This window comes from Flavicella sp. (assembly GCF_029238425.1).
GTDB lineage: Bacteria > Bacteroidota > Bacteroidia > Flavobacteriales > Flavobacteriaceae > Flavicella.
The window spans coordinates 1-13,379 of sequence record NZ_JAQWGB010000126.1 but is presented as its reverse complement, the minus strand read 5'-3'; the positions used below and the strand labels follow the sequence as shown (position 1 = coordinate 13,379).

Below are 13,379 nucleotides of genomic sequence, written 5' to 3'. Positions count from 1 at the left end.
ATTTGGAAGCATCATTTTTTGTTTTAATATGATTTGAGTATCATTCAAATTCCCTACTGCTTCCGAAGAAAAAGATTGAATTTGTTTCGCTCTTTCTTCTCCACCAATGGCATGAAAGTATTTTTCAATAATGGATTTTATTTTGTTTTTTTGAGCGTGGGTATTGCTGTGTGCAAAAAAAATAAATAGGACGACGCAAAGTAAACGACTTGTTTTCATATCAATTGAATAGGCTGTAAATATATAAAAAACTCAATGGATTCATAACAGTTGATTACGGCTTGCTTTCTTGTTTGTTCGGAAGGGATTAATCCGGTGTTTTTGAGTGTGTTGGTGAGATTTAAATTTGCGTCATATTTGTGTTGTATATTTCTAGAAAAGAAGTATATTTGCACTCGTTTTAAACAAAACAAAATTAAATAATAAACATATGTACGCAATTGTAGAGATAGCAGGGCAGCAGTTTAAAGTAGCAAAAGACCAAAAAGTATACGTACACCGTTTACAATCTGAAGAAGGATCAAAAGTAACTTTTGATAACGTTCTTTTAGTTGGAGAAGGTGAAAAAGTAACTATTGGCGCCCCAGCTATAGAAGGAGCTAAAGTAACAGCTAAGGTATTAGGTCACTTAAAAGGTGATAAAGTAATCGTTTTCAAAAAGAAACGTAGAAAAGGATACAAGAAAAAGAACGGACACCGTCAGTTCTTAACTGAAATCCAAATCGATGGTATCGCTGTAGGTGGTGCTAAGAAAAAAGCAGCAGCTAAGAAAGAAGTAGCAGCTGATGAAGCAGCTCCTAAAAAAGCAGCAGCAAAAAAAGCTCCAGCTAAGAAAGCAGCTCCTAAAAAAGAAGCAGCAGCAAAAAAAGCTCCAGCTAAGAAAGCAGCAGCAAAGAAAGAAGAAAAGTAATTAACGAACCTGTTTTAAATAGGTAATAAAATTAAGAAATTATGGCTCATAAAAAAGGTGTCGGAAGTTCGAAGAATGGTAGAGAATCAGAATCGAAACGTCTAGGTGTAAAAATATATGGTGGTCAAGCGGCAATCGCAGGTAATATCCTTATCCGCCAGAGAGGAACTAAGCACTACCCAGGTGAAAATGTTTACATGGGGAAAGATCATACTTTACATGCTAAAGTTGATGGATTAGTGAAGTTCACTAAAAAGAAAGATAATAGATCTTACGTATCTATTGAAGCTTTTGAAGCTTAAGAAATAGGATTTTTTTAAATCTAAAAACTCCCTTCCATTTTTGGTTGGGAGTTTTGTTGTTTTAGTTTGTGAGATCTTTTGTGAATCAAATTAGAACGAAATATGTACATTAGCAGTATGCAGTTTTTATACAATAGTAGTATTGTTTTAGTAGGAGTAATTCTTAGGATTATAGCATTGTTTAATCCTAAAATTAAATTGTTTGTAAAAGGTCGTGAGCAGGTGTTTTCAAAATTAGAAAGAGAGATTTCTAAGACCGATAAAGTGGTTTGGGTACATTGTGCTTCGCTAGGCGAGTTTGAACAAGGACGTCCTGTGATTGAAAAGTTAAAAAGCGATTTTAAAAAGCATAAAGTTGTCTTGACATTTTTCTCGCCATCTGGTTATGAGGTGCAAAAAAACTATGATTTGGCTGATGTTGTGGTGTATTTGCCTTTAGATACTAAAAGGAATGCAAAAAAGTTTCTAAAAGTAGCACATCCTTCTGTTGCTGTTTTTGTGAAGTATGAATTTTGGCCGAATTTATTAACACAATTGAGTGTTCATAATATTCCAACCCTTTTGGTGTCTGGAATTTTTAGAAAAGAACAGATTTTCTTTAAGAATTATGGAAGTTGGATGCGTTCTAAATTGAAAGCTTTTTCGTTTTTCTTTTTGCAAGACAAGTCTTCCTCGGATTTACTTACATCTATAGGATTTGAAAATAATCTAGTTTGTGGAGATACCAGGTTTGATCGTGTTTATGATATTATCAGTCGTGATAACAAGCTAGATTATATTGATGAATTTGTGAATAGTTCACCTGTTTTGGTTGCGGGTAGTACCTGGCAAGAGGATGAAGATTTATTGGTGGATTATATTTTAAATCATTCAAAAGAATCGGAAAAGTTTATCATTGCTCCTCATAATATCAAAGAAGAAGGAATTCTCAGATTGAAAAATTCTCTGAAAGATAAGGCGGTATTATTTTCAGAAAGAGAAGGTCAGTCTTTACAAGATTTTAAAGTGTTTATCATCGATACCATCGGAATTCTTACAAAAATTTATGCCGTGGCTGATGTTGCTTACGTAGGCGGTGGTTATACCAAAAGCGGTATCCATAACGTGCTGGAGCCAGCAACTTTTGGGGTTCCGGTTGTAATTGGACCGAATTTTAAAAAATTTAGAGAAGCTAAAGATCTTGTGAACTTGGGTGGTGTCGTTTCTACTTCAGATCAAGTATCGGTAAATGCCATCTTAAAAAAGTTCTCTGAGGAGGATGTGTTCAGGAAAGAAAGAGGTGAAATTGCTTTAAATTACATCAAACAAAGTTTAGGAGCTTCTGATAAAATCATGAATTACCTAAAAACCTTGCTTTAGGAGCTAAAGAGTTTGTAAAAATCAAAGTGATAAATTGGGTGATGTTCTATTTAGATGAAGCTATTTATGAACTCGGTATTTCTCTTGGTGCTTTCTGGTTTAGATGCGTTTAAATTTTGTTATTAGTTCTTTTTGTCAGAACTTTACAAGCTTATAGAACCTTAGAAAATGGAAACTTTAGTTGATTCTTTTGGGAGGCAAATAACCTATTTGCGTTTAGCGGTTACAGATCGTTGTAATTTGCGTTGTACCTACTGTATGCCTGCAGAAGGAGCTGCTATCGTAGAGCGAAAGGAATTGTTGACTTTTAAGGAAATGTATCGTATTACGCGTGTCCTTTCTGAATTAGGAGTAAATAAAGTACGTCTGACAGGTGGTGAGCCTTTTGTTAGAAAAAATTTTATAGATTTTATTAAAATGCTTTCGTTCAATGATCGATTGGATGAAATAAATATGACGACCAACGGTGCCTTGATTGCAGAGCATATTGAGGAACTCGAAAAATTAAAAGTTAAAACAATCAATTTGAGTATTGATAGTTTGGATGCAGCAAATTTTGCTAAAATAACACGTCGAGATGTGTTTGATAAGGTTTGGGATACTTATGAATTATTGAAAAAAAGTAGCTTGAAATTAAAGTTGAACATTGTGGTTCAATCGGGTGTCAATACTTCTGAAATCAATGATTTTGTTGCGTTGACAGAAAAAGAAGCCATTGAAATTCGTTTTATTGAAGAGATGCCTTTCAATGGAGTTGGGAAAAGAGCTACAGAAGAAGTATGGAATTTTAATAAGATTCTGAATGAAGTGAAGGATGGTTATAAGGAGGTTGAGAAGTTACCAGTGTTAAAATCTTCCACTTCTCATACATTTAGAGTAAAAGGGTTCAAAGGCGTTTTCGGTATTATTCCGGCCTATACTCGTACCATTTGTCATGATTGCAATAGAATAAGAATTACCTCTACAGGTTTGCTTAAAAACTGTTTGTTTGATGAAGGTGTTTTTAATGTGAGAGATTTTCTACGTAACGGAGCAAATGATACAGAATTAAAACAACTGTTTATAGATTTAGTTTCAAAAAAGCCAAAAGATGGTTTTGTTGCTGAAGCGAATAGGCTGAAAAATAAAAATGTTTCCGAAAGTATGTCTTCTATCGGAGGGTAATTTAATTATAATGGGTGGAGAAAAAACTTCTAGAAGAAAGATAACCATACTGATTTTGGTTTCCATAGTATTGATGTTGATTTTTTCGAATTTCGACTTGACAAAGCAAATACACATTCCTTTAGGTGAAAAAGATTGGTTGTTACCAGTACCAGTATTGTTTCCTTTGTTATTTGTTTTTCTCTATGCAAATATTAAATATTTGAAATTTTCTTATGCTGAGGGGAAAAATATACTTCAAAAAATAATTTTTGGAACGACAAATTTGATCATTACAATTTCTATATTTCTAGTTGGGTTTTCATTTTGGAAATACAGTCAAGGTGATATTGATGTCGCGTTTTTTGGAGAAACTAAAAAAGCTTTCCATCTGAATTTTAGAAATTTGTTTTTTTGGGTTTTTTACCAGAGTGTCTTGATGGCTTATGGAGTATCCATTCTTAAAATTATGGTAAGTAGGTTAAGAAAATGATTCGTTAGTTATACGAGTGCAATAAAAATTACATGATAGAAGTTACACAAGCAAGTGAGTTGATATTGGCGAATAACCAAGATTATGGGGTGGAGTCAATTGGTTTTATGCAATCTTTGGGTAGAGTTCTCAAAGAGGAAATTGTAGCTGATAGAGATTTTCCTCCTTTTGATAGAGTTTGTATGGATGGTATTGCTGTTTCTTTTGAAATTTTTTCAAAAGGGCAAAGATCTTTTCCTGTAGAAGGAGTTCAGGCAGCGGGAAGTCCTCAAAAACAATTAAAAGATTCAAAGAGTTGTTTGGAGGTTATGACGGGTGCTATGTTGCCAGTTGGTGTAGATGTTGTGATTCCTTATGAATTGATAACCATTGAGAATGGTATTGCAACTACCTCATTAGAGGATGTGAAATTATTGCAGAACGTTCACTTGAAAGGAAAAGATAGGTTAGAGGGAGATATTTTAATTCCTGAAAACAGAAAAATATCAGCTGCGGAAATCGGTGTTTTAGCAACTGTTGGTAAATCAAACGTGCTAGTGGCCAAACATCCAAAAGTATTAATTGTTTCTACGGGTGATGAGTTGGTAGAGGTTTCAGAAAATCCTTTAGATCATCAAATACGAAGAAGTAACGTTTTTAGTTTACAGGCTTTGTTATTAGATTTGGGTATTTCATCGGATACAAAACATTTGTCGGATGATAAAGAATCTCTGTTAAAAGAAATAGGAACTGCTATGGAAGCATACGATGTACTACTTTTTAGTGGTGCGGTATCCAAAGGGAAGTTTGATTTTATTCCAGAGGTATTAGATGAATTAGGTGTTGAGAAATTATTTCATAAAGTAAAACAGCGTCCTGGAAAACCTTTTTGGTTTGGTAGGCTAGCCTCTTTAGGTGTTGAAGCAACTCATGGTACTGTGGTTTTTGCTTTTCCAGGAAATCCGGTTTCTACTTATGTGAATTGTTTGAAATATTTTTATCCATGGTATCAGAAGTCGGTATATGGTCAAGTACAAGGAACAAAGTATGCAAAACTGGGAGTTGATTTTAATTTTAAACCAAGTCTGACCTATTTCTTACAAGTGAAATTAGAAAATAATAATGGGGAGCTTATTGCAAATCCATTGACGGGAAATGGTTCAGGTGATTTGGCGAACTTAACAGAAGCAGATGCTTTTTTAGAGTTGCCAGGTGATAGAACCCTGTTTAAAAAAGGAGAAATTTTTCCTGTGATAACCTATAGGTAGTTTTTAATTTTGAATGATAAGTTTTAAATTAGTTGTACTTATGAAAGAGAGTCAAAGTATTGGTTAAGATTGTTAAACGATAGCGACTTAATCCGAATATCTGTATCAAAGCTACTTGACGATGTCGAGGAGATTATAAAAATACCAACGGCGATTGTGAAAACATCACAAGAAAGTATTAAAAATTAAACACTAAAAATTTAAAACTTAAAATAGTTTGAGCGAATTTTCACATCTAAGCAATAACGATCAACCTAAAATGGTAGATGTTGGTGCTAAAAAAATCACAAAAAGACAAGCAACTGCTAAGGCTACTATGTTTTTAGGTAAAGAAATAATATCTTTATTCGAGAATGAAGAATTGAAAACTAAAAAAGGACCAGTTTTTCAAACAGCAATTATTGCGGGAATTCAGGCAGTAAAGAAAACGTCAGAGTTGATTCCAATGTGCCATCCTTTGTTGATTCATGGTGTGGATGTTGAAATTAATATCATAGATGAAGAGCATATTGAGTTGTTTTGCACGGTCAAAATAGAAGGAAAAACAGGTGTGGAAATGGAAGCATTGACCGGAGTCAATATTGCGGCTCTAACAGTTTATGATATGTGTAAATCTGTTTCGCAAGAGATGTTTATCAAAGAAGTGGTTTTAGTTAAAAAATCTGGAGGAAAGTCAGATATCAATAAAGAATAAATGAAAAAACATAGCAAGCACGCAAAACTGACACTGAGAAAAAATGGAGAATTTGCTCCCAATGAAATTGCATTAGTGGGTGTTAAATGCAGTGTTATTTCTGATCTAGTTGCAGAAATCAGCAAAGCAATCTCAGATAAAGTAAAAATCGCGTATGCCGATGCTTCTCATGGGAAAGACAATACGGCTCCTGTTTTTGATACCTTTACGTATCATTCTTCTGGGGATACTATTATCTCTTCGGATATAAAGAAAAATAAGTTCAATGAACGAGTTCGTTTCTCTAATTATGATCTTGTTTTGGTCAATGGAAATCATTTTCCAGCTCAAAAGCAAATTGTAATCTTAGATCCTGAAAAAGAAAAATCTATTGAAAAAAGAATAGAACAGTTAGATGCAGTTCAGTTTTTTGTATCGACTCAAAAAGAATTAGAAATCTTTGATTCATTAAAAACTAAGTATCCAGAATATGCAAGTTTGCCAATGTATGCGATAGAGGATGTTGACGCAATTACGAAACATGTTTTGAGTATTGTAGCGTCTGAAACTCCAAGTCTTAATGGACTTGTTTTGGTGGGCGGTAAGAGTACAAGAATGGGGACGGATAAAGCGCAATTGACTTATCATGGAATGCCTCAAAGTGATTTTGCTGTGAATCTATTGGAAGAGAAAGGCTTGCAAACCTTTGTTTCTGTTAGGGCGCATCAAAAAATAGAGGGTCATAAAACCATTACCGATGCTTTTGTTGGTTTAGGTCCTTTTGGGGCAATTTGTTCTGCCTTTATGAAAAACCCGAACGAAGCTTATTTGGTGTTGGCAACTGATTTACCTTATGTTTCTGATGAGGTGATAGACTTGTTGTTGAGAAATAGGAATCCTAAAAGAGTTGCCACAGCGATCAAAGGGAAGTCGGCAAAATTTATGGAGCCATTGATTACAATTTGGGAGCCTAAAGCCTATCCTATTTTATTAAGTTATTTGACACAAGGTTATTCTTGCCCAAGAAAAATATTGATCAATTCTGATGTTGAAATTATTGAAGTTGAAGATGCTTTGATTAGAAATGTTAATACACCAGAAGAATTCGAAACAGTAAAAGAAGAATTGAACACGTTAAAGTAAAATAAGATGATTTTAGAGAAAAGAATACCTTTAAGTTATTGGTTTAAAATGATTCGTTTTGATATGCTTATCATCGCAATCTTTTCCTCTTTTGTGTTTATATTGTCTCTTTATTTGCAACACCTGACCATTCCATTTTCAATTGTTGCTTTTCTAGGAACTGCGATTTCTTTATTGCTTTCCTTTAAGTTAAGTCAGTCTTATGATAGATGGTGGGAAGCTAGAAAAATATGGGGAGCAATTGTAAATGATTCTAGAAGCTTTGTAGTGCAATTAAAGAATTTTACGGATGGAGCAAACCCAGAAATTGTTGGTAGAATGGGCTTTCGTCAAATGGGTTGGTGTTATGTTTTAGGAAATGATTTGAGAAAATTAGAGTCTTTAGATATTGCCGAACAATTTGTCTCTAAGGAAGAATTAGAAGTTTTAAAAACTAGTAAAAACAGAGCCTTGACTTTATTAGATTTTCATAACAAGGATCTATTGGAACTTCACAAGTCGAAAATGATAAATGATTATCAGCAAATGCAAATCGATAGCACGATTGTGAGGCTTTGTGCTTCGATGGGAAAAGCAGAACGTATAAAAAATACTTTTTTCCCAAAAACGTATCGCATGACTTTGCATTTCTTTATCTATATATTTTTAATATCTCTTTCTTTGTCTCTGACTGATTTGCATAATATTGTTGAGATACCTTTTATGATGGTTATATCATTGCCGTTTTTTATGTTAGAAAAAATAGCGATGACCATTCAGGATCCTTTTGAAAACAAACCCGCAGATACCCCAGTAACCAGTATCGCAAGAACTATTGAAATCAATTTAAAGCAATTGTTGGGAGAGGAAGAAATCCCTGAAAAAATGGTTTCAGATACTTATTATTCTCTTTAATTTTTTATGAAAATTACTCCTTTCGAATTTTATACGACTGAAGAAAAGCGTTTTCAAGAATTGTTTTCTAAGGTTCAGAAGCAACTTAGAACCTATAGTCTCATTCGTTTTGTAGCTTTTGTGTCTACAATTTTTTTGATTTATTTTTTCTTGGGGAACCAGAATATAATGCTGACTTCTGTAGTTGTGGGTGGAACTATATTTGGTGTTTTCTTGAAGAAATATTGGCGAAAAAAAGAAGAGAAGGAATATTTGTCTCGATTGATAGCTATAAATAAATTGGAGCTAGCTGTATTGAAAGGAGATACTTCTATGTTGGATAGAGGTGATCATTTTAAAGATCCGAAACATGCCTATAGTTTTGATATTGATGTTTTTGGTGAGAGTTCTTTTTTTCAGTTTTTAAACAGGACTTCAACTACTGCAGGGACAGAGAAGTTGGTTTCTCTTTTAAACGAAAATAGTATTGATGGTATTGAACAAAAGCAAGAAACAGTCAAAGAATTAGCGGTTTTAGCCAAATGGAGACAAAAATATGCTGCTTTGGCAAGTTCTGTACAAACTGAGGTTTCTCCAAATGAAATCATTCGTTGGTTGCATAGTCACAAAACAAGCTTACCTGGCTTTGGTAAATGGTTGCCATTGGTGTTTTCAATGGTTTCTTTGTTGTTGGTTTGTGCGATTTCATTTTTAAATATTTCTTTTAATTTTCTAACGATTTGGTTTTTTGTTGGACTTGGGATCTCTGGAGTTTTTATCAAAAAAGTCAATCATTTGTATTTAAGAGTTGGGAAGGTGAAGGCTACTTTTCAACAGTATTATAAGCTTTTAGAGGTTTTAGAGGGTAAAGAATTTTCTTCTGAGAGTTTAGTTCAAATGCGATCAAAAATCAATACTTCCGAGAAAAAGGCATCTAAAGAAATGGCTGTCTTTTTTAATTATTTGAATGCTTTGGATCAGAGGAATAATGTAATCTTTGCCATCTTTGGAAATGGATTGTTGCTTTGGGATTTTAAGCAGGCCTATCGAGTAGAGCGATGGATGGATGCGAACAAAGACTATGTAAAAGATTGGTTTGAGGTCATCTCTTTTTTTGATGCTTATAACAGTTTGGCAAATTATGCTTTTAACAATCCGGAGTTTACTTATGCTACCATTTCAAATGAAGTTTCTGTGATTGATGCCAAAGGTTTAGGGCATCCGTCATTGGCAGCGTCAAAAAGAATTACGAGTCATTGTATTATTGCAAATAAAGACTTTTTTATTATTACTGGAGCCAATATGGCGGGTAAAAGTACTTTTCTAAGAACTGTATCCTTTAGTATTTTGATGTCGAATATGGGACTTCCTGTTTGTGCGCAAGAAATCAGATACAATCCGGTTAAATTGATTACTTCAATTAGAAATAGTGATTCACTGTCCGAAGACACTTCTTATTTTTTCTCTGAATTAAAGCGATTGAAATATATTGTAGATGCCATTAAAAATGATAATTATTTTATCGTATTGGATGAAATCCTGAAAGGGACCAATAGTACGGATAAAGCGGAAGGTTCTCAGAAATTTGTTGAAAAATTAGTGGCTTCAAATACTACAGGAATCATTGCGACACATGATCTAAGTCTGTGTGAAATAGAAAGTGAATATGAAGAAATCCATAATTATTATTTTGATGCAGAGATAAAAAACGACGAACTGTATTTTGATTACAAACTAAAAAAAGGGGTGTGTCAAAATATGAATGCTTCCTTCTTGTTACGAAAAATGGAAATTGTTTAGATTCAGGATTCAGGATTCATGATTCAGGAGTCAAAGTATTCAAATGTTTAAAACCCTGATTCTTGTGTCTTGAATCCAGAATCTTTAATACTTTTAAGGATGTGCATTTACCCAAACCTCGCCGTCAGAGAAATGTTCTTTCTTCCAAATAGGTACGGTTTCTTTTAAGGTGTCAATAGCAAACTGACATGCCTCAAATGCTGCTACTCTATGAGCTGCGGAAACCGCTATAATTACTGGAATATCTCCGATTTGCAACATGCCTTCTGCATGGTGAATGGCTATTTTTAAAACATCAAATTTTTCCAAAGCCTTTTCAGCGATCAATTCCATTTCCTTGATAGCCATAGGGCCATAGGCCGAAAAATCAAGTTTTTTAACTTTTTTTCCTTTGGTGTGATTTCGAACCGTTCCAACAAAAATATCTATTCCACCACAAGTTGGGTCGTCTACGAAGTTGTAGCACTCGTCAAGAGAAAGTTTATCAGTAGTAAGTTTTATGGAAATATTGCTCATGTGATGTTGGTTTTCGAATCAAATTTTTAGACTCAAGTGTTTTTTATCGGATATAAGTAGAACTAAGTTTCTAGGAATCATCCACCGCTAACCGGAGGGATAATTGCAATTACATCATTGTCTTTTACAATAGTGTCATCCAGCGCGTATGATTCATTCAAAGCAATGACATAGGTGTTGTAATTTTGTAATTGGGGATAAGTTTCCGTCAATTTTTTCTTGAAATCAGAGACGGTACCATCCATCTTTAGTTCCAGATTTATGGAAGATTCACCTACCAGATCGGCAACAATTCCAAAAAGTAAGACTTGAGTTTGCATTTGTTTTTTTGTTTGTGTAAAAATAATCATTTTGTTCGTGATTTTCCTTTTTTAGAACTCAATAATTCTGAACCTTCAACTCGTTTTTATTAAGTATTTTTGTGCTGGTTTGACAATTTTAGAAAGACATACGAAATTAATAAAAGACAAGGCGCTCTCTATGGGGTTTGCTAGTATTGGTGTTTCTAAAGCGGGCTTTTTGGAAGAGGAGGCGCCAAGGCTCGAAGCTTGGTTGAAAAAAGGATATCAAGGAGAGATGAATTATCTTGAAAATCATTTTGACAAGCGATTGGACCCTACGTTATTGGTAGAAGGGGCGAAGTCTGTTATTTCCTTAAGCTATAATTATTTTCCTGAGGAACAACAAACCGAAGATTCTTTTAAATTGGCTAAATATGCTTACGGTCAAGACTATCATCATGTGATTAAAAAGAAATTACAGGAATTGATGCTTTTTATTCATGAAGAAATTGGAGAAGTAGGAGGTAGAGTTTTTACGGATTCGGCTCCAGTTATGGAAAGAGCATGGGCTCAGAAATCAGGTCTAGGTTGGAATGGTAAACATTCCTTATTAATTCAAAAAAATCAAGGCTCTTTTTTCTTTTTGTCGGAGATGATTTTAGATTTGGAGCTGGAATATGATGCTCCGTTTCAAACAGATCATTGTGGGACTTGTACCAAATGCATCGATGCTTGTCCAACTCAAGCTATTGTTCCTGACCATACGGTAGATGGTAGCAAATGTATTTCTTATTTTACGATAGAATTGAAAAATGAGTTGCCAATTTCCGTTAAAGGGAAATTTGACGACTGGATGTTTGGCTGTGATATTTGTCAAGATGTATGTCCTTGGAATCGGTTTTCGAAACCACATTCAGAACCTTTGTTTAATCCGCATCCAGATTTGTTACAAATGTCAAAAGGGGATTGGCAAGAAATATCAGAAGATGTTTTCAAAAAAATATTTCAAAAGTCAGCAGTGAAACGAACTAAGTTTAGTGGCTTGACCAGGAATATTAAGTTTTTAAAGGACTAGATCTTATTAGACGTTACAGAGAGTTTGTATTAAGACTGACTTTAAATTTTTCTAGACGGCTACTGTAGCTTTTTTTCTTTTTAAAAGACTAAAAAATAGCTCAATATTCTACTTGAAAATGAATATATTTGTTGGTTAATTAACCTACGAAAAATAGCATGTCTGAATCTAGAAAAAGAAGAGAAGCCTTATTATATCACGCCAAACCAACACCAGGGAAAATTAAAGTAGTACCTACCAAAAAATATGCAAGTCAAAGAGATTTGTCTTTGGCCTATTCGCCAGGGGTGGCAGAACCTTGTTTGGAAATAGAAAAAGATCCTGAAAATGCGTATAGATATACTTCTAAAGGAAATTTAGTTGCGGTAATTTCTAACGGAACCGCAGTATTAGGATTGGGAGATATTGGTCCTTTGGCAGGGAAACCTGTAATGGAAGGAAAAGGTTTACTATTTAAGATATTTGCTGATATTAATGTGTTTGATATTGAAGTAGATGTTACAGATGTAGATAAGTTTATTGATACTGTAAAAGCAATTTCTCCAACATTTGGTGGAATTAATTTAGAGGATATCAAAGCTCCTGAAGCTTTTGAGATAGAAAGAAGATTAAAGGAAGAATTGGATATTCCGGTAATGCATGATGATCAGCACGGAACTGCAATCATTTCTGCAGCAGCATTGAAAAATGCAGCGGAGATCGTGGGTAAAAACTTAGAGGATTTACAAATTGTTGTAAACGGTGCCGGTGCAGCTGCGATTTCTTGTACTAGATTGTATATGTCGCTTGGTGCGAAGAGAGAAAATATTGTGATGTGTGACTCTAAGGGAGTTATTCGTAATGATCGTGATAATTTAACTTCTCAAAAAGCAGAATTTTCTACAGATAGAGACTTGACAACTTTAGAGGAAGCGATGGTGGCTTCAGACGTTTTTATTGGTTTGTCAAAAGGAGATGTTGTAACACCAGAGATGTTGTTAACAATGACAAAAGACCCAATTGTTTTTGCAATGGCGAATCCAACACCAGAAATAAACTTTGACTTGGCTGTTAAAACCAGAAAAGATATCATCATGGCTACAGGTCGTTCTGACCATCCTAACCAGGTGAATAATGTTTTAGGATTTCCTTTTATTTTTAGAGGGGCATTGGATGTTAGAGCTACGGGTATTAATGAAGAAATGAAAATGGCAGCGGTACATGCCTTGGCAGATTTAGCTAAGAAAACTGTTCCAGAGCAAGTGAATTTAGCATACAACCAATCAAATCTTACTTTCGGAAGAGATTATATCATCCCAAAACCTTTTGACCCTAGGTTGATTTATGAGATTCCACCAGCAATTGCAAAAGCAGCGATGGAATCAGGAATTGCAAAATATCCTATCCAAGATTGGGAAAAATATAAGCATGAATTGATGGAGCGTTTAGGAACCGGAAATAAAATGGTTCGGATGCTGCATGACAGAGCAAAATCAAATCCAAAAAGATTGGTTTTCAATGAGGCGGATAAATTGAATGTAATGAAAGCTGCTCAAATAGTTTATGATGAAGGAATTGCAATTCC

General features: G+C 34.3%; 15 protein-coding genes. 12 read left to right on the top strand and 3 right to left on the bottom strand.

Features of this window, described 5'->3' with window-relative positions; translation table 11 throughout:
• Positions 1–219 (bottom strand): hypothetical protein (locus P8H68_RS09450; RefSeq protein ID WP_300324023.1); only part of this gene is annotated, 219 nt, incomplete at its 3' end.
• 211 nt (positions 220–430) lie between these two features.
• Between P8H68_RS09450 and rplU the strand changes: the two genes are divergently transcribed.
• The 10 genes from rplU to P8H68_RS09400 all read left to right on the top strand — a co-directional run bounded on the left by rplU (position 431) and on the right by P8H68_RS09400 (position 9,943).
• The gene (gene rplU, locus P8H68_RS09445) at positions 431–910 is read left to right on the top strand and encodes a 50S ribosomal protein L21 (RefSeq protein WP_300324020.1); all 480 of its coding nucleotides are present in this window, start codon (positions 431–433) and stop codon (positions 908–910) included.
• Between the two features lie 41 nt (positions 911–951).
• The gene (rpmA, locus tag P8H68_RS09440; RefSeq protein ID WP_300324018.1) at positions 952–1,212 is read left to right on the top strand and encodes a 50S ribosomal protein L27; all 261 of its coding nucleotides are present in this window, start codon (positions 952–954) and stop codon (positions 1,210–1,212) included.
• Positions 1,213–1,314: 102 nt separating this feature from the next.
• A complete protein-coding gene (locus P8H68_RS09435) occupies positions 1,315–2,571 on the top strand; it encodes a glycosyltransferase N-terminal domain-containing protein (RefSeq protein WP_300324015.1) in 1,257 nt (418 codons plus the stop codon).
• 168 nt (positions 2,572–2,739) lie between these two features.
• A complete protein-coding gene (gene moaA / locus P8H68_RS09430) occupies positions 2,740–3,735 on the top strand; it encodes a GTP 3',8-cyclase MoaA (RefSeq protein WP_300324011.1) in 996 nt (331 codons plus the stop codon).
• 10 nt (positions 3,736–3,745) lie between these two features.
• A complete protein-coding gene (locus tag P8H68_RS09425; protein ID WP_300324008.1) occupies positions 3,746–4,207 on the top strand; it encodes a hypothetical protein in 462 nt (153 codons plus the stop codon).
• Positions 4,208–4,239: 32 nt separating this feature from the next.
• The gene (locus tag P8H68_RS09420; protein WP_300324006.1) at positions 4,240–5,454 is read left to right on the top strand and encodes a molybdopterin molybdotransferase MoeA; all 1,215 of its coding nucleotides are present in this window, start codon (positions 4,240–4,242) and stop codon (positions 5,452–5,454) included.
• A gap of 217 nt (positions 5,455–5,671) precedes the next feature.
• Positions 5,672–6,148 (top strand): cyclic pyranopterin monophosphate synthase MoaC, encoded by a 477-nt coding sequence (moaC, locus tag P8H68_RS09415; protein ID WP_300324003.1) that lies wholly within the window; start codon positions 5,672–5,674, stop codon positions 6,146–6,148.
• Positions 6,149–7,270, top strand: coding sequence for an NTP transferase domain-containing protein (locus P8H68_RS09410; protein WP_300324000.1), 1,122 nt, complete (start codon positions 6,149–6,151; stop codon positions 7,268–7,270).
• A 6-nt stretch (positions 7,271–7,276) separates the two neighbouring features.
• Complete coding sequence (locus tag P8H68_RS09405; RefSeq protein ID WP_300323997.1) at positions 7,277–8,164, top strand: bestrophin family ion channel; 888 nt, start codon at positions 7,277–7,279, stop codon at positions 8,162–8,164.
• 6 nt (positions 8,165–8,170) lie between these two features.
• Positions 8,171–9,943 (top strand): DNA mismatch repair protein MutS, encoded by a 1,773-nt coding sequence (locus tag P8H68_RS09400; protein WP_300323994.1) that lies wholly within the window; start codon positions 8,171–8,173, stop codon positions 9,941–9,943.
• A 93-nt stretch (positions 9,944–10,036) separates the two neighbouring features.
• Here P8H68_RS09400 and P8H68_RS09395 read toward each other — a convergent pair whose 3' ends face one another.
• On the bottom strand, positions 10,037–10,459 hold the full coding sequence (locus tag P8H68_RS09395) for a molybdenum cofactor biosynthesis protein MoaE (RefSeq protein WP_300323992.1): 423 nt from the start codon (positions 10,457–10,459) through the stop codon (positions 10,037–10,039).
• Between the two features lie 77 nt (positions 10,460–10,536).
• Positions 10,537–10,779, bottom strand: coding sequence for a MoaD/ThiS family protein (locus P8H68_RS09390; RefSeq protein WP_300323989.1), 243 nt, complete (start codon positions 10,777–10,779; stop codon positions 10,537–10,539).
• Positions 10,780–10,888: 109 nt separating this feature from the next.
• Between P8H68_RS09390 and queG the strand changes: the two genes are divergently transcribed.
• Positions 10,889–11,815 carry a tRNA epoxyqueuosine(34) reductase QueG gene (queG, locus tag P8H68_RS09385; RefSeq protein WP_300323986.1) on the top strand — a complete coding sequence of 309 codons (927 nt, stop codon included), beginning with the start codon at positions 10,889–10,891 and terminating at the stop codon, positions 11,813–11,815.
• A 158-nt stretch (positions 11,816–11,973) separates the two neighbouring features.
• A partial coding sequence (locus tag P8H68_RS09380; RefSeq protein ID WP_300323983.1) for a malic enzyme-like NAD(P)-binding protein occupies positions 11,974–13,379 on the top strand: 1,406 nt, incomplete at its 3' end.